Here is a 20,116-nt window from a genome sequence, read left to right on the forward strand (position 1 = left end):
TACCAGTTCCCCGGAGGTCTTCGACCTCTCGTTTTCCCAGTGTGCCGGAACCCGTACGTGCCCCCAACGGGATTCGAACCCGTGCCGCCGCCTTGAAAGGGCGGTGTCCTAGGCCGCTAGACGATGGGGGCTCAGGGACGTCGCCCTGTTCCGTGACGCCTTCCGTCGGAGACCTCTGAAGCATAGGGGACGTTTGCCCCTGATGCCAAAGCGGACTGCGACGGTGAGCCGGTGATCGTTCCCGCTGGCGACGGGGCCTCTTTCGACTCCGAGAAAATTGTACGGCCAGGCTCCGACTCCAGGTGACGCTCCACCTGGATCGACTGTTCGCCCAGGCCACCGACGGTGATGTCGTCCCAGGCCTCCATCCTGTGGGTGGTCTTGCTGAAGTAGAGCACCGAGGCCGTGAGCGGGGTCGGCTCGTCGTGTTCGAGGCCGCGCAGGCCGGCGCCTCCGGTGGAGCCCTGGACCATCAGCCGGGTCCCGGTGGGCAGCACCTCGGTCGAGCGCCGGTGGGCGTGACCGGACAGCACGAGCGGGACGACCCCCGAGAACCCGTGTCCCATATTCGAGTCGTGCACCGCCACGACGTCGGCGACGATCTTCTCCGGCGCCGGGGCCGAGGGTGACGGCGTGGACGAGGGCTCAGGTGACGGTGAGGACGAGGGCTCAGGCGATGACGAGGGCGGCGGTGAAGGCAGTGGTGGGACCGGCTCCGGAGGGGCGATCCGGGCGGCGTGTTCACGACCGAGCGCGTAGAGCGCCTCGTTGGAAACCCCCGCCTCCTGTACGGATTTGTCCGGGGTGAACCGCGGATCGCCGAGGCCGTAGATGCGCAGCCCCTTGACCGTCGCCGCCTCGCCGTCCAATACGATCGCGTTCTTCTGCTTGGCCACGGCCCGCTGGGTCTTCATCGAGTCATGGTTGCCGCGCACGAAGACGTACGGCACGCCGAGACGGCCGATCTCCTTGACGTACTCGTTCTCGGCCTTGGTTCCGTGGTCGCTGATATCGCCCGTGTCGATGATCAGGTCCGCCTTGAACTGCTCCTTCAGCGACCTGATCACGTTCCAGCCGATCGGGTTGATGTGCAGATCGGAGACGTGCAGCACCCGGATCATCTCGGGGTCTGGATCGAAGATCGGCAGCGTGGACCCGGCCTCGTAGAGTTGGGACACGTTGGTGACGAGCTTGGCGAGCTGCCCCCGATACTCCGAGAACCGGCTCACGATCGACTCGGCGCTGCCGATCAGGGACGGAACACCCGTCAGCAGGCCCGTATAACGCGGCTCGGCGACGGACCTGGGGTTGAACGTCAGCACCGACACCCCGCCGAGGACGACGACCATGGTCAGCGAGGCGGCCGCGGTCCAGGCGGCCCGGGAGAGACGACGGAAGGCGACCAGCCCGGTGACGAAGCCGGCCCCGACCGCGAACAGCGCCGCCCGGATGGCGAGTGTGCGCAGACCTTCGATCGCGTCCCGCTCGATCATCTCGGGCAGACGGTCGGCCCACCGGGGATCGCTGATGATCTCCTGGGCCAGCTCCGGATGGACCGCCTCGATAGTGAGGTGGAGCCGTACCGGACTGTTGTGCGTGTCGAAGTTCAGCGTGCCGAGCGGGCGGACGTCGACGACGGTCTCGCCGGTCCAGGAAGGGGCCAGCGACATCCCGATGTCCGCCGGGCCGACGGAGGTCTGCGCTGAGGCGCCGAGCGCCAGGCCCAGCCATCCCCCGATGACGGCCGCCAGGACGACAGCCGCGATCTGTGCCGTACGGCCGCCGGCCAGCCGTCGAGCGGCCTCCTTCCACGCCAAGATCTTCATTGCCTTTCTCTTTACCCGGATTCGCCGGCAACCGCGCTCTGACGCCCGAAAAAATCAGCGACAGACCATGGCGTGTCCAGGGCCCCCGCTCGCATCGAGGACCGCCCATCCGGCCTTCTTCGTCTTTCCTGGCTTCCTCGGTCGGCCGCCTCGCCCAGTCTGCCAGCCGTTTCTGACACACTTCACCCTCGCCGGGTGGGCGCGGCCGCGGGCCTCGCACGGATACGAACCCGATGACACGTCCAGGACCGCCGCGACCGGAGCCGGACTCGCCGTGAAACACGGGGACCCGGGCTCGCCATGGACAGGACGCGATGCCACGATGGGGGCGTGATCGACGTCCCGCTGAGAAGGTTCGAGGAGCTCGTGGCCGACGCGCTGGACACGATCCCGCCCGAGCTGGCCAAACTCATGAACAACGTCGTGGTCGTCGTGGTGGACGACCCGCCCGAGCCCGGGCTTCTCGGGCTGTACACCGGCATCCCGCTGACAGAGCGCGGTGACTGGTACTCGGGGGTCCTGCCGGACCGCATCGAGATTTATCGCAATCCCACGCTGGAGATCTGCGAGACCGAGGACGAAGTGGTCGAAGAGGTGACGATCACCGTCGTCCACGAGATCGCCCATCATTTCGGCATCGACGATGCGAGGCTCCACGAGCTCGGCTGGTGACCCCGCCCGATCGACGACCCGCTCCCCCTGTTGCCCGGCCCGATTCGTTACCGGCTCCGCCTGTGACCCGGTCCGATTCGTGACCGAGCCCGGTTGGTGACCGGGCTCCGTCGGTGACCGGCTTGCAATCCGCCGTACGGCCCGGCACTGTAAGTAACGTGATGACCACAGTGTGTCAGGCATGGGCGATAGGCGGGTCACGAATGCGCCAATGCCGGCTTCGGTGGTCGTTTCGACGGAGCAGCAGGAGCGCATCGGAGTGAGATGGCGGCCACGAAGCCCGGCACCGGCAGGCTCTCAGGCAGGCATCGCCGTCCGCCCGAGGCTCGCGTCACCTATGGTGAGGTCGTCTCGGTCAGGGAGTTCCGCGCGCTGTGGTTCGGGCAGATCCTGTCGCTGCTCGGCGACCAGCTCGCCCAGGTGGCGCTGGCCGTCCTCGTCTACCATCGCACCGAGTCCGCCCTCGCCACCGCCGCCGTCTACGCGCTGACCTATCTGCCGCCCATCGTCGGCGGGCCGCTGCTGGCCGGGCTGGCCGACCGTTACCCGCGCAGGCGGGTCATGCTGTGCTGCGATCTGCTGCGTGCCCTGCTGCTCGCGGTGATGGCGGTGCCCGGGACGCCGTTCGCCGTGCTCTGTGTGCTCGTCTTCTGCGTGGTGCTGCTCGGCGCGCCGTTCTCCGCTGCCCGCGCCGCGCTGCTGCCCGAGGTGCTGGAGGGCGACCGCTACGTGGTGGGATCCGCCCTCCAGAACGTGACCAACCAGGCCGTCCAGATGCTCGGCTTCGCCGTCGGCGGGGCGGTCATCGCGAGCCTGGGGCCGTACCGCGCGCTCGCGCTGGACTGCTCGACGTTCCTCGCCTCCGCGCTGGCGATCGTCGCCGGGGTGCGGCGCCGTCCCGCGCCGCTGCGAGACGACGGCGACGGGCGGCCGTCGGTGTGGGCGATGACCAGGGACGGGGCGCGGCTCGTCTTCGGGGACCGGCGACTGCGCACGCTCGTCGGGTTCGCCTGGCTGTGCGGGTTCTACGTGCTGCCAGAGGGCATCGCCGTGCCGTACGCGGCCGAGCTCGACGACGGCACGCTGTCGGTCCCGGTGATCACCGGGCTGCTGATGGCCGCGATGCCGGCCGGGACGGTCGTCGGGGCGTTCCTGTTCGGGCGCTTCGTCACACCGACGGGACGGCTGCGCGGGATGGGGTGGCTCGCCATGCTGACCTGCGCGCCCCTCGTGCTGTGCGCGATGGATCCGCCGCTGCCGGCCGTCCTGGCGCTCTGGGCGCTTTCCGGTGTCGGCGGCGCCTACCAGTTGGCGGCGAATGCCGCTTTCGTCCAATGCGTCCCACCGGCCGGGCGTGGCCAGGCGTTCGGACTCGTGCAGTCAGGACTGCTGGCCGCCCAGGGCATCGGCATCCTCCTCGGCGGCGTCGCCGCCCAGGAACTCGGCCCAGAGCCCGTGATCGCGCTGGCCGGCGCGGCCGGACTCTCCGTCGCGGCCATGCTGACCGTGCTCTGGACCGGTTCCCGCAGAGAGATCATCGCCAAGGTCCGGGCCACCAGCGGGGCCTGAGGGGGTCAGGACTGCGGCCGGTCCTCGGGCCGGGCGGCGGGATCGGTGGCCGGGGCCTGGCCGTACGGCGCCTGCTGGCCGTAGGGGTGCTGTCCGTAGTCGCCGTACGGCTGCTGAGAGCCGTACGGGTTCTGGGCGTCGTCCCCGGACCGGCCAGGACGCGACCAGCTGCTCTGCACGTCGTGCCACTTCGCCTTGGCGGCGTCCTGCCAGGCCTGGCCGTCCTTCTTCTTGTCGAGCAGATCCTGGACGATGGAGGTGTCCTTGTCCTTCTCGGGGAGGAGGAGCCAGGCCACCGCGTACACGCCGAAGCCGAGGCCGCCGAAGAAGCTGGCGACGGCCAGCGCCAGACGCAGGATGTTGGGGTCGACGCCGATGTACTCCCCGACGCCGGAGCAGACCCCAGCGATGATCTTGCCGTTGTCGGTGCGTTGTAGCCGCTTGACCGGACCGTTGGTGTTCATCTCGTTCATGACTTCAGACTGCCCTTTTCATACCCCCGTGCACATCGGGATTCCCCCTGGCGAGACCCCGACCCTTCCCGGATACGCTGGCCTTCATGGACGACCTCCTCGAGATCGATGACCAGCTCACACCGGAACAACGCCTGGTCAGGGACTCCGCGGCGGGCTTCGTCTCCGACCGGGTCCTCCCGTACGTCGGGGACTGGTTCGAGCAGGGTGTCTTCCCGGCGCGCGAGCTCGCCCCCGAGCTCGGGTCGCTCGGCATGCTCGGGATGCATCTCGACGGGTACGGCTGCGCCGGCCTCGACGCGGTGTCGTACGGCGTGGCCTGTCGCGAGCTGGAGGCCGGCGACTCGGGGCTCCGGTCGTTCGTGTCCGTGCAGGGGTCGCTGGCCATGTTCCCGATCTGGAAGTACGGCTCGGAGGAGCAGAAACAGGAGTGGCTGCCGCGGATGGCGTCCGGGGAGGCCATCGGATGCTTCGGCCTGACCGAGCCGGACCATGGCTCCGACCCCGCAGGCATGCGCACCACCGCCAAGCAGGACCCCTCGGGTGACTGGATCCTCAACGGCGCCAAGATGTGGATCACCAACGGCTCGATCGCGGACGTGGCCGTGGTGTGGGCCCGCACCGACGAGGGCATACGCGGCTTCGTCGTGCCGACCTCGATTCCGGGGTTCTCCGCGCCGGAGATCCACCGCAAGATGTCGCTGCGCGCCTCGGTCACGTCATCCCTCTACTTCGACGACGTACGGCTGCCCGCGTCGGCCGTACTGCCGGGCGTGGTCGGCCTGAAGGGGCCGCTCTCCTGCCTGACCGAGGCGAGGTTCGGGATCCTGTGGGGGGTCGTGGGCGCGGGCCGTGCCTGTCTTGAGGCGGCGGTCGACTACGCCAGGACCCGCGTGCAGTTCGGCAAGCCGATCGGGGCGTTCCAGCTCACCCAGGAGAAGCTGGCCTGGATGGCGGTGGCCCTCGGCCAGGCCGGGCTCACCGCGCTGCACCTCGGCCGGTTGAAGGACGCCGGCGAACTCAAGCCGCGCCAGGTCAGCTTCGGCAAACTCGCCAACGTCCGCGCCGCGCTGGACATCGCCCGCGAGGCCAGGACCGTGCTGGGCGCCAACGGCGTGACCCTGGAGTACCCGGTGATCCGGCACATGAACAACCTGGAGTCCGTGCTCACGTACGAGGGCACCCAGGAAGTGCACCTGCTGACCCTGGGCAAGGCCCTGACCGATCTCGATGCCTTCCGCTGACCGAGTATCGTGATCGGACGAAAGCACGTCGCCGGATGACGGGTACGCTCTGTACCCTGCATCTGGGAAGTGTTTCTGTGAAGCACGACCCGGCATGCCGGCAAGGGGTGCTAGCTCAATGGCAGAGCTGCGGACTTTTAATCCGTCGGTTCAGGGTTCGAGTCCCTGGCACCCCACCAGCGAAAACAGCCCCGAAACGTTGATCGTTCGGGGCTGTTGACGGCTACGGTTGACGGCAACGTCGGTCACCCATTGGCGGCCAGGTAGCGAAGGACCCCGTCAGCCGGCAACAGGTATCCCATCCAGCGCTCTTCGGGCGGGGTACCGTTCAGTTCACGCGCATCGACGCTGCCTGACGTCTCGAAGCTGATCAAGCCGAGTCGGAACGGGACCTCCTGATAGACGCTGGTCCCGATGTCGGCCAGCCAGTCGTCGTACGTGCGCCGCCAAGCGAAGACTGCCTCTCCGCTGGTCTGATCGAAGAGGTAGCTTCCGAACCGCTCGTCAATGCGCTCAAGCGCGCCCACCGGTAGGTAGAAGTCGAGCCAGTCCGAGCCGCCGTCCTCACGGACAGCCACGCATCCGCACACAACCCGGTGACCGGTCGGAAGGATGACCGTACCTCGCAGGAATCCGAATTCGGCCAGTGACGAAACGGTGCAGGCGACCTCGTTCTGCTCCTCGGGCTCACGATCGCGATGGCCGTAGCAGCCCTCGATGGCGGCCGCTCGCCAGAGTGCCGACAGCGCCCCTTGAAGGCGTTTATCGCTGGTGTCGCCGATCTCGATGGCCAGTTCATACCATTCACCGGACCAGTTCTCACGGTCGGTGAACGATGTTGGGTTGTTCACGTTGAGGACTCCCGGCGAGGTGGTTGATATGACTTTGCCGCAACAGATCATCGCCTGCCATCCCCGGCATCGGCGGGCGGACCCTCGTTCACTCAAGCTCTCTCTAAGCGAGACCTCCCAGCGCCTTTTCGAGCTTGTCGAGCGCTGTCGCTTGGTGCTCGGGTAGCACGTGGGCGTAGGTGTTCATGGTCAGCACGATCGTGCTGTGGCCGAGGATCTCCATGATGGTCCGGGTGTCCACTCCCTGTGCGAGCAGGATCGTGGCGCATGTGTGCCGGAGGTCGTGCAGTCGTACCCGCCGGATGCCCGCCGCGTCGCACACGGCCCGGAAGTGCCGGTAGGGTTCTCCGGCTCGATGGCGGTCCCGATGTGCGTCGTGAAGACCAGGCCGTGCGGGTTGTTCCACGCTGATCCGGCTGCCAGGCGCTCCGCGGCTTGCTCGGCCCTGTGCTCCTTGAGGACCTTCACCAGGTTCTCCGGGAGCCGGATCGTACGACGAGAGCGCTGCGTCTTGAGCGGCACGAGCTTGAGCCCCTCGCCCTTCTGCCGCTGGAGCGCCTGCCGGACGCGGAGCACGCCGTTGTCCAGGTCGACGTCATCCCAGCGGAGCCCGAGCGCCTCACCGCGCCGGAGGCCGACGCCCAGAGCCACGGCATACACCGCGTAGAACCGGCCCTTGCGTGCCTGCCGGAGGAACTGCTTGGCCTCGTGGAGGGTGAGCGCCTGGATCTCCGGCCGCTCAACGGTGCCCAGTTGGACGTTCTTCGCGACGTTGCGCAGCACCAGGTCTTCGCGGACCGCCTGCGCGAGCGCGGCCCGGAGCAGGGCGTGAAGGTACTGCACCGTCCGGGGCGACGGCACCTTGTTGCAGCACTTCCCGATCGCGCAGCATCGCTGCTGCTTCGCCGGGTCCTTGTGCCGCTTCGGCCGTTTGGCGTCGTGCCCCTGTAGGCAGCACTGGCACGTCTTGGATGCCTTCACGAGCCACGTCCGGATGTCCTGGGCCGTGAGCTTCTTGAGCTGCTTCTTGCCGAGCCCCGGGATCAGGTACAGCCGCACGTACGTCTCGTAACTCCGGTAGGTGGACGGCCGAACCTTCGGCTTGGCGACCTGTTCGAGCCAGTACGTCAGGTAGTCGCCGAGACTGAGCGTGGTCGTCTCCACGGGGACGCCTTTGCGCGCGTCGGCGAGAGCTTCGGTGAGCTTGGCGTTGGCCTCCTCCCACGTCTTGCCGTACACCCGGAACCGCTTCCGGGTGCCGTCGAGGGCTTCTAAGTAGGCCGCGCCCTCCCAGCGGCCGTCCTTGCGCTGGTAGACGCTGCCAGCGCCGTTCGGTTGCTTCGTTCGTTTGGGCATCAGGAAGCCTCCTTCATCAGTCGGGCGACGAGATCGTCTATGGCGGATCTGGGGATGCGGCGACGGTGGCCGATGAGGAACGAGGCCAGTTCGCCGGAGCGGAGAAGGTCGTAGAGAGTGGACCTGCCGATCTTGAGGAGCTGTGCGGCCTCCTCCACCGTCAGGAAGTCATCCGCCAAGCCGGTCCTCCTCGCGCTCGGCGGCAAGGGCCCGTGCGGTCTCCACCCGTTGCCGGATGTGCTCGGCGAGGATCGCTTCTCCGGGGGTGTAGCCGATGCCGGCGAACCGCCAGTGACCGAGCACGAGGGTGGTCGCGTCCCCCACGGCCGGGAGGCCGTACTTCTCCCGTGCCTCCGTCGCGCGGTGCATGGCGCGCTCGCCGCGAATCCTCGTGAGCGTGGTGGAGTAGTCACGGCTCTTGGTGGAGAAGTGGCCCCGGAAGCCGAGCATGTGAGCCCAGGGCCGCAACCGTAGGTCGGCGAACTCCGGACGGCCGCCGAGGTCCCAGCACTCGCGAATCATGCGCCGGGCATGCTCGGTCACGGGCAGGGCGTCCAGGTGCAGGCCCGGTTTGAGGCCGGTCCCCTGGCAGCGCCGACAGGTGGCGAAGCGGTCACGCCCGCGGCCACCGCACGCCGGGCAGGCCAACCGTTGATCGACCGTCCCGGAGGCTTCCGCGCCCTTGGTGGCGTACTTGGTGATGTAACTCGCCACGGCGCGCTCGCTGAGGCCCTCCGCAGCACCGCCGAGGACGATGGGCCGGATGTCGAGCTGATCGCCCCATCGGAGGTCCCACTGTCCGAAGGCGCTCGGCGCAGTGGTGACCCGAACCCGCTTGACCGCTGGCGGAATGGCGCGGCAGAGCAGCGCGTGGTCCGCCCATTCGGGAGGTACCTCCGACGCGCCGCCGGGACCATCCAGGCGGATCACGGCGTGGAAGTGGACGAGTCCCCGACGCTGATACTCCGCCACCTTGGCGAAGGAGACCCGGACGAACTGCGCGAAGGCCCTCCGGCTCAGGCCCGCCTGACTGGCCAGCTCTCGCCGGACCTCCAGCGTGAAGCGGTGCCACAGCGCCCCGACGTGTGCCTGCCAGAGAACCGCGCCCCGGTAGTCGTAGCACCCGGGGCAGATCGGTTGGCCGAGCTGTTCGTCTTTCGGCTCGTGCCGGATGTGGCAGCCGACCGGCCGCCCGTGTTCGCAGGGTTCGTCTCGACTGCGTGGACGGCAGGGGCGGGACGTGCCGTCCTTCTCCCTTCGGGTGTGGACTGGGCCGAACGACGGAGCGGTGAGCGTGACGAAGACCCGGGGGTGAGCGCTGACCTCAGCGGGGACGCCCTTCCCTCCCGACAGCCCGGCCCTGACAAGCTGGAAGGTATCCGCCTGGTAGAGCTGCGAGCAGGCCCGGCAGACCGACGACCGGCGATTGCCGCAGGCGACGAGCAGTCGCCCGTACGGCTCATCCGCTCGTGCGATACGTGTGCAGGACCTCCCCGGTGTCCGCGTGAACGACGAGGGACTCCCCTGTCAGGTGCACCGGATTGGCGCATCCCCCGGTAGCCGCGACCATCGAGCGCCAGCGGTCATGGCCTGGGTCGTTCATCAGCCGTGCGAGATCGAGCAGCCATTCAGGCTGCTGGTGTGGGGTGTGGTGCTGTTCCTCCTTGCTGTTCATGCGGCCTCCTCTCTCCCGATGTGACCTAGACGTAGTCCAAGACGTGCTACGTGCTTGCTCACATGGATCGGCACATGGCCGAGGAGAAGGAGGCCGCCCGCTGGCGGATCATCGCCGACCTCTTGCGCAACGACGTGCTGGAAGACCACTACCGGCCCGGCCAGGCCCTGCCGGGAGAAGCATTCCTCGCCAGCGAGTACCGCCACCTCCCGGCCGACTATCCGCAAGGCCATCGCGCAACTCGCCGGAGAGGGGCTGCTGACCGTCGCCCACGGACGCGGCACATTCGTCCGCCCGACCCCTGACCGCCGCCTGATCCTCACCGGATGGCCCGACCACGAGGACCTGCTGAGCCCGGCCTACGACCCCGCCAAGCAGGGATGGGAACACGTCACCGTCCCCAGCGAGGCCGAACGCGCCCAGAGCAAGGTCACCCCCAACTCGGCGCTGTTCATGACCGCCGAGGGCAGCAGAGCCGACATCCTGGCGGTACGCCGGGGAACGATGGTCGTCTACCGCTACGCCTACTGGCAGCACACCAGAACCCGAGCCCGCATTCATCTGTCCTCGTACGTGCTCGCCGACCAGGTCGCGACGATCACCGGTGAAGGCTCAGGCCGGGAGATCGAATCCCACGTGGAGCCCGAGGACTACTACGCCCACTTGGAGAGGCAGCACGGGCCGCTGCGCTGGACCACCTCCGTCCACGCCCGGATGCCCTACGGCGAGACCTACGAGGATCTCGGCATGGAGCCGATCGGAACGCCCCTGCTGGTCGTGCGCCGGGTCATGCTCAGCCAGCACGGCCGCCCGCTGGAGTTCACCGAGATCGAAGCCCCCGGCGACCGTTTCGAGGCCGCATCCGTCAGCGACCACGACTCAGCCGAACCGGGAGGGCTTGCGACCCTTCGGGTGTAGTGGGCTCAAAGTTTCTTTACTGGTTCAAGGCGACGGCGCTCCGCGCCGCCGCTGGCGGCCCCACGCCCGCCCGCCGTCCGGGCGTGCGGCTCTCCGGCCGGTCCCGGACGTCGGCGGCTCGGGCCGCCCCGCCGCAGCCAGCGCCACGCCGTACCGACCGAACCCGCCGACCACCCACGCGCCGTCGCCCAGCGCTCCGCCACCCACCGCTCCGCCGCCGGCCCAACCGCTTCGCGGCCCTTCGGGCGCCTATGGCGTTGCGCCGGCCGCTACGCTCTCCGGCTTGAGGTATAGGGCCGAATAGGGCTGAGCATGAATGTGCCTCTGGCGGGGGCACTCCGGCCCCGAGGTGATCGCCGAGCACGAGCGTGGGCCGTAGGTGGCGGGGGCTGATCGCCTCGCCCGCCATCGCCCCAGGCAGAGCCCAGCAGACCGGCTCCTACGGCGCAAGCCCGGCCACGCGGGCAGGACAACCAGCGGGCACGGAAGGTCACCGGGAGCAGGTATGGCTTGCCCCTCCGTCCCCGGCCCGCTGCCGCTTCGCGGTGGGACGATGGCGTACGGGGCGGTCAGAAGAGGAGGGTGACCGAGTGCACCCGCATTACGAGTCCACCTCGTTAAGCGCCAATTGAGGGTCGAGCATAGCTTGTGCCATTACTTCCGTGCGAGCCTTATGCAGCATGGCAAGAATGGCATCTTGGGCTCCAAGGTTCTCCAAATGAACCTCAACGCAGTTACCGCTCAATTGAATCTTGCCCTTAAAAGCCCCCTTGTTCAGATGCGATGCCAGGATTCTCGCAATGCGATTCTCTAGCTTACCGAGCTCTGAGGCCTGCCAGTAATCCGATACTCGAAAAGTGGCCTCCCTCAAGGCGTCGTGAGCATGTATCCGTACAAAGTCTGGAACCTCGGCACGACCGAGCATACTCATCGCATGAGTAAGGACACGTTGCACGAGAAGGTTCGTGCAATACTCTTTCTCTTCGGGCTCTTGGTTATCTACAGCGGTAGGGTCGTAAGGGATTAAGTAGATTGGCCTAGCTGCTCCATCGTCCCCATCCGTGACCCAAACGCGCTTACATACCGAGGTAACTGTAGACCCGTCAGTGGCGTCTGGGATAGAAAGCTCTGCCCAAAGCCCTCCGTCTGTTATCTCGAATCCCAGCGTTCCTGACTTGGCATAGGGGAGCCCGGCCTCTGCCACTTCACCGTTCAGTGCGGCTAACGTCTGCCGCTGCTCTTCAGCATCTTCCAGTGGCAGCGCATATACGACATACGCCTCCCCAGTACCTTTGGGAGAGCCTACAGCTATATCGGGCTCTGCGCATACACCAAGCAATTTACGGCCTTGCTGAGCCGTTGAGGATGCAGGACTAAAGCCCTGCGCCTTGCATTCGATAACAAGAGAGTCACGTGACTCAGCGTGATATATCAAGACGTCGGGCTCTGGAGGATCCGGTGTCCATCCAAGCTCTCGGAAAGACTTCTTCAGAGCGTCAGAAACACCCAGCTTTCTTCCAATAGCCCTAAAAACGAATCCGTGCGAGTAGTAGGTGGGCGAGCTGTTGGAAAGAGGAGTCTTGCGCACCAACCACAAACACGAATTAAGCTGAAAAACTGGATCTCGAGTTAGATGGAAGCGATTAGCCAACTTTTAGCTGACCCCCTGGGGGAACAAGGGCCGAATATTCTGAATCTCCAATGTACGCTCGAACGTTCGGATCCACGAACCTCTGAACGTTCGAAACCAGTCTGTTGACGGTGTTGCCGCACGTGCCCTCGGGCAGCACCGCAACCAAATGCTTCGTAGTGATTTCTAGAATGATAGGTTGCCACAGGTGTTGATCTATTGCGTTAGCGTGAACCTTGGTGTCGCTAAGCCATGTCACAAACCCTGAAATGCGGAACCGATTGCGCCGGCTATTGAAGAGGTTGATGATCCAGCGCCTAAAGGTATCCTCGCGCAGAGGTTGACTAAAAACCAATTCCGCGACGGCATTATTTAGGGTGTATCCCCCGTCGTCTTGGTGGCTGGAAACCCACAGCTTCTCTTCGACCGATGCCGTGAGCCGACTGTACATGTCGACGACGTTGAGAATTGCGGCCCTATGATCCAAAAAGGAATCGCTACGGTTAGTCACCTTACCGTCGTAATAAAGATCATGGCCGCCTCGTGCAGAGGCCGGGATTCGTAGGTGCGTAATAGACGCAAGGGGCGCATACGTTTGCCTCAACGGCACCATGTTTTCATTAATCACATCTAGGCGATCAACCATGGTGAAGCGGGAAGCGCGCCTCTCCTCGTCGAACCGAATCTGGTCGTCCTCTTCAGGTTCGAGCTCAGGATAGTCATAGACCGACTCGTGCTCGAAAGTTATTTTCCCGTACCGTCTACCGCTATTAGACGCGCGAACATGCTGCCAGAGAACCTGAAAAGTTTGAGAGGAAAGCCAGAGATGGTCCAGCATAGGGTTGACCGCTACAGCCTTACGAACCAACGGGTCGGAATTATCCGCCGGGAGCAGCGTGTACAGCGTGAGATATCTGTCCCCGATTCTTTCGATGACTGCTATCCCACGATGGGTTGCATCCGTTACCCTATACATCCGTTCAGAGGAGTCAACCGGCTCACACCCTAGGCCACTTCGCCCAAGAATCCTCGCGAAAGATTCGGCGTCACCTGCATTTCCTACAGTCTCTAGCAGGTAACTCTTGAGAAGCCCTCCTGGCAGTTGCTTCTTCTCAAGTCTTTCGGCTGTGTCATTTATGAGACCATCAAAGAAGTCATAATAGGCCTCACTATTAGGAAGAAGCGGGATAAGGGCATTACGTCGGCTGGACATCCCTCATCACCCTCCTCCCGCTAGAGCTACTAGCTCACAGTATACCCACTTTGCTTTTACGTGAACCCCACATGATAGGTGTTCGCCGCACTAATTCCAACAATCACCGACAACTGCTACATGATCGTTACTGAGATCTGAACCATACGCACTATCTAGCTTGCCCAGTCAAGAGACGCAGCCACCGCAGACGAGCCTCGCTCCATCGCCAGCCACCCGCGTATGCATGCTTGGGCGGCTGAGACTGGATGACCTTGTGAATTAGGTAGATCCCGCCACAGGAGATCAACTCATAGATCACGGCTTGGCAGTCGCAGGCGTAGTCCACGACTCGGCATGGCCCGCGAGGCTGCGAGACCCAGAGCAGCTTCTCCGGCTCGGGGACAGCAGTGCGGAGGTGTGGCGAAAGACCTGGACAATCCGGCTCCTCCAACAGGTCCGCCGGGTCCTGGACGAGGCCCCGCAGCTTCGCGTTCATCTCGCGCCGCTCAGTGCGAGGTGTCCCAAGCGGCAGGGCACTGTGCTTCGCTGTTGGGCAGAGCGCCAGCCAGGGCGGCTTGCCGGCGAAGCTCCTCAGCCAGTTGGGCGGCATCATCGCCGTCGATAGTCTGGCATAGGCCGCGGTTGTAGTCCTCGTTCGTCAGGCGACCGTTGCGCGTGGCCCACAGGCGTCCTGCCGAGCTTCGCCAAATGCTCCAGCCGGGGAACGCCTCCCGCAGGCCGCTGACGGTCAGGGCAGGGACACTCGCCGCCTTCTCGCTGCTCACTTCGCTCTCCTCCCACAGGCCTATGAGCTGCATGGTAGGCAAAGAAAGCTATGGCACGCTATAGCGTGCTGTCCATCGCCACGGCGTGCAATGGCTTCCTACCGTTGCTCGCGTGGTGGAGTTCAAGGCCAATCAGCCCAGGTGGCGGCAGGTATACGAGATCATCAAGGCTCGTATCGCCTCCGGCGAGTACAAGCCTGGCGAGCGCATCCCATCACTCGTCGCCCTGATCGAAGAGTTCGGCATCGCGAACGCCACCGGCCAGAAGGTCATGCGGGCACTGAGGGCAGACGGCTTGATCCACACCGAGCCCGGCATGGGCAGCTTCGTCACCGCTCCTGAAGATCGGGACAAGGCCGAGTGACCAGGCCGGGAGGCCTGCGAGCTGACGGCAACCGTTGACGGCAACGTCGCCAGACGCCTCCGGACGCGGCTGGGCTCCCCTGGACACTGGGCCCAGTTCAGAGGCCATGTGCCCAGGGCGTCGATCAGCTTTTAATCCGTCGGTTCAGGGTTCGAGTCCCTGGCACCCCACCCTCAATGAGCTGGGCAGACGCCCGAGTGATGGTCGCTCGATGGTCTGCCCGGTCGCCTTTCTGGTTGGAGTTGGGGGATCGTTCCGTCGTCCCACAACACACGGTCCATCCGCGTCATCGCGTCGCCGGCCGGGTTCGCCGTGACATGCGTATAACGCTTCGTCGTCGTGAGCTGAGAGTGACCGAGGATCACCTGCACGACCCGCATGTCCATCCCCTGCTCCAGGAACGGCGTCGCGGCCGTGTGCCTCGCGTCATGGACCCCGGCGTCCTTGTCTATCGCGGCGGGCATGGTCTGGGTTTCCGGCACCACCGCGGACGATCCGCCGGTCATCGCGACGGCACCGGAGCCGGCTACCGGATCGCCTGATCCACGATCCCCTCCACGATCCTCATCAGCCGATCGCCCGGCTGAGCGATGCTTCCGTTTTGCGCGCTGACCTGCGCGCCTTCGAGGACGAAGGTGATCTCGGCCGCGGCCTGTTCAGGGTCGGGCAACCCGGCCGCTGCGCACATGCCGACCAGTCTGCGGGTCTGGAGCGCCTTGTGCTCCTCGATCACCTGCCGTGCGGGATGGGAGCGATCGGGCAGTTCGGCGAGGGAGTTGATGAACGGGCAGCCCCGGTACGAGATCGCCTGCAATCCCTCGGCGATAAAACGGGCCAGGGCCAGGATCTGCTCCCTCGGCCGGTTGGGATGTGCGGCTTCGGCTCGATCGAAGGCCGCCTGGTAGTCGGCGGCGACGATCCGCAGCCACTCCGCGACCAGTGCGTCCTTGGTCGCGAAGTGCCGATAGATCGCCATTTTGGTGGTCTCGGCCCGCTCGGCGATCGCCTGGACACCCACGCGCCGGATCCCCTCACTGTGAAAGAGCTCTTCCGCCGCGTCGAGGATGCGCTCACGAGGCGGCAGCTTCGCCACCCTGTCCGGCCTTCTGGCGTTCGCTGCCATGACTGCTATGGTACCAATCAGTTCCATACGATACCGTTGGGTATCGTCAGAGACTCAACGGTATCGTTTCCTGGAGAGACAGTGAGAGTGACCGAGTACGTGAGCTTCGACGCGATCGGGCTCGCCGAGCTGGTGGCCAAGGGCGAGGTGGGCCCCGCCGAACTGCAAGCAGCCGCGCACGAGGCCGCGCAGGCGGTCAACCCGCGGATCAACGCCGTCGTGGAGACCTGGCAGGCCGACGACGAGCCCGACCCCGGCAGCACACCGCTGGCCGGAGTCCCCTTCTTGATCAAGGACATCGGCGTCTCCATGGCCGGGAGGCGCATGGAGCTGGGCAGCCGTCTCGCGGCCGGCAACGTCTCCGACGCCGACTCCTTCCTGATGCGGCGCTTCCGCCGTGCCGGCCTCGTGACGTTCGGGCGTACCACGACGCCGGAGATGGCCTACAGCGACACCACGGAACCCGTGCTGTACGGCGCGACCCGCAACCCCTGGGACCTTGAGCGCAGCGCGGGCGGCTCCAGCGGCGGCGCCGGCGCGGCAGTCGCCGCCGGGGTGGTCCCGATCGCGCACGCCACCGACGCCGGCGGCTCGCTCCGCATACCCGCCTCCCACAACGGTGTCTTCGGGCTGAAGCCCACCCGTGGCCGGGTCTCCGCCGGCCCCTACTTCGACGAGATCTTCAACGGCCTGGCCGTGCACGGCAGCGTCAGCCGTACGGTACGCGACAGCGCGGCACTGCTCGACCAGATCCGCGGCCCGGAACCGGGCGACCCCTACTTCGCCCAGGAACCGTCCCGGCCGTACGCGGAGGAAGTCACCCGCCACCCCGGCTCGCTGCGGATCGGCGTCCTCACCCAGGCATGGGGCGGACACCGCACCGCCGCACCCGTGGCCGATGCTCTCTTCCGCACCGTGCGCCTGCTCGAATCCCTCGGCCACCGGGTGGAGGAGGTCGAGGTGGACCTCGGGGCGGACTGGGAAGAGTTCGTCCTGGCCAGCGCTCATCAGTGGACGGCGAACCTGACGGCCTCGATCGACGAGTTGGCCACCGCCACAGGCCGGCCCATCGACTCCTCGACTTTGGAGCCGCCCACCCTCGCCGGCTACCGCTACGGGCAGCGGGTCAGCGGCGCCCAGTTCGTCACCGCTCTCGCGATCCGGAACCGGATCGCCCGGAGCCTGGCATGGTACTTCGAGACTCACGACCTGCTGCTCACGCCGACCCTGCCGGGGCTTCCTGTGCCCTTGGGCACCCGTGCCGAGGCCGCGGAGGAACTGGACGGCCTCGGCTGGATCCGCCGCCTCTTCGACCTCTCACCGTTCACCGCGGCGTTCAATGTGGCGGGCACGCCCGCCATGTCCGTGCCCGTGACGGCCGATGCCGGGACGGGTCTCCCGATCGGGATGCAGTTCGCCGCCGGTTACGGGCTCGAAGGCCGTCTCTTCCGCCTTGCCGGGCAACTCGAACAGGCAAGCCCGTGGTCGGGCCGAACCCCCACGATGTGGGCAGGAGGTCAAACCGTGTAGCGGCGCGGGGCGACGCGGCGGTGTCGGAATAAGTGGAGAAGTCGACGGGCTGATCGCCGTCACCCCAGTAGCTGAAGGTGCCGGACTCCCAGTCGTACCAGTCGTACCAGGGCTCGTTCAGTGCATCGAGGAAGGCGCCGATAAGGACTGAGGTGGGTGCCACGGTTGGAGGATCGCCGGATGCGGCGGCCCCTGGCCGGAAGACCGGACAGCGATCAAGTGCGGCTGGGAGAACCGGCCCGCTGGACCGGTTGGACGAGCCTCTGCCCGCCGGCTGCGCTCAGTGATGGGGCAGGCGGCTTCGCGCGGGGTCGGCTGTTCGCCGGTTCGCGGTCCTGTTTTTCGCCCGGGCCCGTCGCGCGAGCTCTGAGAAGGTTCACAACGTCGGTGAGCCCGACCTCGATGCGTCCGTAGACGCGGGGGGTGAGCAGGGTCGTACCGTCGAAGTCTCCGGCGGACGCGAAGACCGCGACCGGGATCGTCAACGCCTGGAAGAAGGCGAACAGCGGCCGCATGGCGTGCTCCAGGACAAGCGCATGGTGGTCGCCTCCGCCCGTCGCGGCGAGGAGGACGGGCTTGTTCGCGAGCGCGTACTGGTCGACGAGGTCGAAGAAGTGCTTGAACATGCCGGGGTACGTGCCTCGGAACACGGGTGCGGCGGCGATGAGGAGATCGGCATTCTCGGCGAGCCGGAGCGAGTCTTCGACCTCGGGCGTGACGTCGTCGCGCTCGATCGCTCCGGTGAACCCCGCGCCCAAGCGATACACATCGACCCGGGACGCCTCGATGGGGAGCATGTCCTTCAGGGTGTCCAGGACGACGTCGACGAGCCCCATCGTCTTGGACGGCTCGCTGGGGCTGCCGTTGACGACGACGACTCGCAGGGTCGGGCCCCGCATAGGCGTGACCGGATCTGCGTTGCCTGCTTGCGGGACGATGGTCATGCCACGCTCTTCTCACGCGATGCGACCTCGCGGCGCACGACGGGTGCCACTTCTGTGCCGAGCAGTTCGATCGCCTCGAGGTGCTCCTTCTGCGGCATGCCGCCGAAGCCCATCTGGATGATGGCGCGGTCGATGCCGTACAGCTCGTGGTAGGTGAGCAGCTTGTCGATGATCTCCTGCGGGCTGCCGACCAGCAGTCCGGCGGCGGGCGACGACTGCGCGTCGAATGCGGTCCGGGAGAGCTGGAGGCCGACGCCGCGTTGGTGGTTGTTCTCCATCATTCCTCTGGCGAAGTAGGGGTACATGGTGTCCCGCGCGCCCTGGCTGGTGCGGTGGACGAATCCGTGCGAGCCGATGCTGATCGGCAGGGCTGCCGCGTCGTGCCCGGCCCTCGCCGCCGCCGCCCGGTAGAGCTGGACCGTCTCCTCGTGGAAGGTCATCGGTCCGAGCAGCAGGCCCAGTGCCATGGGCAGGCCGAGACGGCCGGTGTTGATGGCCGACGCGGGCGATCCGCCGACTCCGACCCAGATCGGGATGGTGTCGCCGTCGGCGCGGGGTGCGATGTCGGCGTCGACCAGCGGTGCGCGGAAGCGGCCGGACCAGGTGAGCGGGTTCCGGTCGCGGATCTTGAGCAGCAGGTCAAGCTTCTCGCGGAACAGGTCCGCGTAGTCCTTCAGGTCGTACCCGAACAGTGGGAAGGACTCGGTGTAGGAGCCACGGCCGGCGATGATCTCCGCGCGGCCGGCGGACAGCAGGTCGATTGTGGCGAACTGCTCCCAGACGCGTACGGGGTCCTCGGAGCTGAGCACGGTGACCGCGCTCGTCAGCTTGATGTTCTCGGTCTTCTCCGCAGCGGCGGCCAGCAGGATGGTCGGCGCCGATCCGACGAAGTCGGTGCGGTGGTGCTCCCCCACGCCGAAGACGTCCAGGCCCACCTGGTCGGCGACCTGCGCCTGCTCGATCGTCTCGCGGACGCGCTGCCGCGGAGATGGGAGGGCCCCGGTGGCCGGGTCCTCCGTGATCTCGCCGAACGTTATGATGCCGAGCTCGAACGGCATGTCGTCTCCTTTCCCCGGTCGGTGACGCGACGCGCCTCCGACCATCGGTCTACATCGAATAATCTGCCTGCGCAAGCAATTATTCCAAGATGTCCCGCATCACATGCCGACTCGCCGGGGTTGGACACGGAGACATGAATGACCGGCTCAGACAGGGAATCCGACCAACACCCCAAGCCAAAGTAGTTGCCTGTGCAGGCATTCACTACTCTTCTGCGTATGAGCGATCGGTCACGGTCCTCGCCGAGATGAGCTTTGCTGTGCAGGCAGACACATCGGCTGGCCCCCGAGATGACCTGCCGATACCGTGCTGCTCATGGCGACCGACAAGCTGGGAGAGCTGGAAGATCAGGCGTGGCGGGGATTCCTGCTTACCCATAATCGGATCTGGCGTGAGATCGAGGCCGGGCTCGCTCCGCTGAACGTGAGCATGGCCGAGTACAGCGTGCTGGCACTGCTCGGAGACGCCGGCCGGAACGGCGTGCGGATGTCGGAGCTCGCCCAGCAGTGCCTGATGTCCAGCGGCGGGTTCACCCGGCTCGCCGACCGGCTCGAGCGTCGCGGCCTGATCGAGAGACGACGGTCGGCCGCCGACGGCCGTGGATTCGAGGTGTTCCTCACCAAGGACGGGAGGGCGCTCCTGCGCAAGGCATGGCGCCAACAGCACAGCGATCTGCGCAGACTCTTCTTCGACCGGCTCGACGACGAGCATCTGCGCTCCCTCGCCGAAGTCTGGGCGCGGCTCGCCCCCGACGACCGGGACGAGCCGAATCGGCGCTCCTCGTAGCCGGCCCTGGGCTTTTCCCACCTGGGCGAACCGCGACCGGCCTACGATCTCGCCGGCACGGGACGGCAGGCGCGGAGGAACTCGATGACGTCGTGGGCCGGCAGGTCGGGCTCCGC

At 66.3% G+C, this 20,116-nt stretch carries 21 protein-coding genes, 2 tRNA genes and 1 pseudogene; 8 read left to right on the top strand and 16 right to left on the bottom strand.

The annotated features are described in order from the left end of the window. Window positions 1–58: 58 nt before the first annotated feature. Both ACQP1K_RS26050 and ACQP1K_RS26055 read right to left on the bottom strand, forming a co-directional pair. Window positions 59–131, bottom strand: a tRNA-Glu gene (locus tag ACQP1K_RS26050). Further along, window positions 132–1,826, bottom strand: a complete 1,695-nt coding sequence (locus ACQP1K_RS26055; protein ID WP_433498317.1) for a metallophosphoesterase family protein — start codon at window positions 1,824–1,826, stop codon at window positions 132–134. A 300-nt stretch (window positions 1,827–2,126) separates the two neighbouring features. Between ACQP1K_RS26055 and ACQP1K_RS26060 the strand changes: the two genes are divergently transcribed. Together ACQP1K_RS26060 and ACQP1K_RS26065 are read left to right on the top strand one after the other, a co-directional pair. Beyond that, a complete protein-coding gene (locus tag ACQP1K_RS26060) occupies window positions 2,127–2,498 on the top strand; it encodes a metallopeptidase family protein (protein ID WP_433498318.1) in 372 nt (123 codons plus the stop codon). A 264-nt stretch (window positions 2,499–2,762) separates the two neighbouring features. Beyond that, a complete protein-coding gene (locus ACQP1K_RS26065) occupies window positions 2,763–4,067 on the top strand; it encodes an MFS transporter (RefSeq protein ID WP_433498319.1) in 1,305 nt (434 codons plus the stop codon). 5 nt (window positions 4,068–4,072) lie between these two features. On the opposite strand, the gene ACQP1K_RS26070 is transcribed toward ACQP1K_RS26065, so the two are convergent. Next, window positions 4,073–4,540 carry a PspC domain-containing protein gene (locus ACQP1K_RS26070; RefSeq protein ID WP_433498320.1) on the bottom strand — a complete coding sequence of 156 codons (468 nt, stop codon included), beginning with the start codon at window positions 4,538–4,540 and terminating at the stop codon, window positions 4,073–4,075. 86 nt (window positions 4,541–4,626) lie between these two features. Between ACQP1K_RS26070 and ACQP1K_RS26075 the strand changes: the two genes are divergently transcribed. Together ACQP1K_RS26075 and ACQP1K_RS26080 are read left to right on the top strand one after the other, a co-directional pair. After that, window positions 4,627–5,784, top strand: a complete 1,158-nt coding sequence (locus ACQP1K_RS26075) for an acyl-CoA dehydrogenase family protein (RefSeq protein ID WP_433498321.1) — start codon at window positions 4,627–4,629, stop codon at window positions 5,782–5,784. A gap of 104 nt (window positions 5,785–5,888) precedes the next feature. Further along, window positions 5,889–5,963 (top strand) — tRNA-Lys (locus ACQP1K_RS26080). 66 nt (window positions 5,964–6,029) lie between these two features. Here ACQP1K_RS26080 and ACQP1K_RS26085 read toward each other — a convergent pair. The 6 genes and pseudogenes from ACQP1K_RS26085 to ACQP1K_RS26110 form a co-directional block, all read right to left on the bottom strand. Next, window positions 6,030–6,635 (bottom strand): hypothetical protein, encoded by a 606-nt coding sequence (locus ACQP1K_RS26085; protein ID WP_433498322.1) that lies wholly within the window; start codon window positions 6,633–6,635, stop codon window positions 6,030–6,032. A gap of 103 nt (window positions 6,636–6,738) precedes the next feature. Continuing rightward, window positions 6,739–7,041: a tyrosine-type recombinase/integrase gene (locus ACQP1K_RS26090; protein ID WP_433498323.1), complete on the bottom strand. Its 303-nt coding sequence runs from the start codon at window positions 7,039–7,041 to the stop codon at window positions 6,739–6,741. Between the two features lie 89 nt (window positions 7,042–7,130). Further along, window positions 7,131–7,991 (bottom strand): annotated as a pseudogene (locus ACQP1K_RS26095) (tyrosine-type recombinase/integrase); the annotation flags it as partial. Then, window positions 7,991–8,170 (bottom strand): helix-turn-helix domain-containing protein, encoded by a 180-nt coding sequence (locus ACQP1K_RS26100; protein ID WP_079315012.1) that lies wholly within the window; start codon window positions 8,168–8,170, stop codon window positions 7,991–7,993. The gene ACQP1K_RS26100 and the pseudogene ACQP1K_RS26095, both read right to left, overlap by 1 nt. Next, complete coding sequence (locus tag ACQP1K_RS26105) at window positions 8,160–9,467, bottom strand: replication initiator (protein WP_433501649.1); 1,308 nt, start codon at window positions 9,465–9,467, stop codon at window positions 8,160–8,162. Before ACQP1K_RS26105 ends, ACQP1K_RS26100 begins: the two co-directional genes overlap by 11 nt. Continuing rightward, window positions 9,451–9,666 carry a replication initiator gene (locus tag ACQP1K_RS26110; RefSeq protein WP_433498324.1) on the bottom strand — a complete coding sequence of 72 codons (216 nt, stop codon included), beginning with the start codon at window positions 9,664–9,666 and terminating at the stop codon, window positions 9,451–9,453. The genes ACQP1K_RS26105 and ACQP1K_RS26110 overlap by 17 nt, the downstream gene beginning before the upstream one ends. Before the next feature lie 54 nt (window positions 9,667–9,720). On the opposite strand from ACQP1K_RS26110, the gene ACQP1K_RS26115 reads away from it, so the two are divergent. Continuing rightward, window positions 9,721–10,584 (top strand): GntR family transcriptional regulator, encoded by an 864-nt coding sequence (locus ACQP1K_RS26115; RefSeq protein WP_433498325.1) that lies wholly within the window; start codon window positions 9,721–9,723, stop codon window positions 10,582–10,584. 601 nt (window positions 10,585–11,185) lie between these two features. Here the strand turns inward: ACQP1K_RS26115 and ACQP1K_RS26120 are convergent. The 3 genes from ACQP1K_RS26120 to ACQP1K_RS26130 all read right to left on the bottom strand — a co-directional run bounded on the left by ACQP1K_RS26120 (window position 11,186) and on the right by ACQP1K_RS26130 (window position 14,194). Continuing rightward, entirely contained in the window at window positions 11,186–12,175 is a 990-nt protein-coding gene (locus ACQP1K_RS26120; RefSeq protein WP_433498326.1) for a hypothetical protein, read from the bottom strand. Between the two features lie 52 nt (window positions 12,176–12,227). Then, complete coding sequence (locus ACQP1K_RS26125) at window positions 12,228–13,427, bottom strand: hypothetical protein (protein WP_433498327.1); 1,200 nt, start codon at window positions 13,425–13,427, stop codon at window positions 12,228–12,230. 488 nt (window positions 13,428–13,915) lie between these two features. Further along, window positions 13,916–14,194: a hypothetical protein gene (locus tag ACQP1K_RS26130; RefSeq protein WP_433498328.1), complete on the bottom strand. Its 279-nt coding sequence runs from the start codon at window positions 14,192–14,194 to the stop codon at window positions 13,916–13,918. A gap of 112 nt (window positions 14,195–14,306) precedes the next feature. Between ACQP1K_RS26130 and ACQP1K_RS26135 the strand changes: the two genes are divergently transcribed. Then, the gene (locus tag ACQP1K_RS26135; protein WP_433498329.1) at window positions 14,307–14,558 is read left to right on the top strand and encodes a GntR family transcriptional regulator; all 252 of its coding nucleotides are present in this window, start codon (window positions 14,307–14,309) and stop codon (window positions 14,556–14,558) included. Between the two features lie 173 nt (window positions 14,559–14,731). On the opposite strand, the gene ACQP1K_RS26140 is transcribed toward ACQP1K_RS26135, so the two are convergent. After that, window positions 14,732–15,064, bottom strand: coding sequence for a tyrosine-type recombinase/integrase (locus ACQP1K_RS26140; RefSeq protein ID WP_433498330.1), 333 nt, complete (start codon window positions 15,062–15,064; stop codon window positions 14,732–14,734). A 20-nt stretch (window positions 15,065–15,084) separates the two neighbouring features. Beyond that, window positions 15,085–15,681, bottom strand: a complete 597-nt coding sequence (locus ACQP1K_RS26145; RefSeq protein ID WP_433498331.1) for a TetR/AcrR family transcriptional regulator — start codon at window positions 15,679–15,681, stop codon at window positions 15,085–15,087. Window positions 15,682–15,762: 81 nt separating this feature from the next. On the opposite strand from ACQP1K_RS26145, the gene ACQP1K_RS26150 reads away from it, so the two are divergent. After that, window positions 15,763–17,211, top strand: coding sequence for an amidase (locus ACQP1K_RS26150; protein WP_433498332.1), 1,449 nt, complete (start codon window positions 15,763–15,765; stop codon window positions 17,209–17,211). 215 nt (window positions 17,212–17,426) lie between these two features. On the opposite strand, the gene ACQP1K_RS26155 is transcribed toward ACQP1K_RS26150, so the two are convergent. Together ACQP1K_RS26155 and ACQP1K_RS26160 are read right to left on the bottom strand one after the other, a co-directional pair. Beyond that, on the bottom strand, window positions 17,427–18,110 hold the full coding sequence (locus tag ACQP1K_RS26155; RefSeq protein ID WP_433498333.1) for an NAD(P)H-dependent oxidoreductase: 684 nt from the start codon (window positions 18,108–18,110) through the stop codon (window positions 17,427–17,429). 41 nt (window positions 18,111–18,151) lie between these two features. Then, the gene (locus tag ACQP1K_RS26160) at window positions 18,152–19,213 is read right to left on the bottom strand and encodes an LLM class flavin-dependent oxidoreductase (protein ID WP_433498334.1); all 1,062 of its coding nucleotides are present in this window, start codon (window positions 19,211–19,213) and stop codon (window positions 18,152–18,154) included. A 316-nt stretch (window positions 19,214–19,529) separates the two neighbouring features. Here ACQP1K_RS26160 and ACQP1K_RS26165 point away from each other — a divergent pair, with 316 nt between their 5' ends. Then, the gene (locus ACQP1K_RS26165) at window positions 19,530–20,000 is read left to right on the top strand and encodes a MarR family winged helix-turn-helix transcriptional regulator (protein WP_433498335.1); all 471 of its coding nucleotides are present in this window, start codon (window positions 19,530–19,532) and stop codon (window positions 19,998–20,000) included. Window positions 20,001–20,116 lie beyond the last annotated feature (116 nt).

The sequence above is a fragment of the Sphaerimonospora sp. CA-214678 genome (assembly GCF_050942215.1).
Lineage (GTDB): Bacteria > Actinomycetota > Actinomycetes > Streptosporangiales > Streptosporangiaceae > Sphaerimonospora.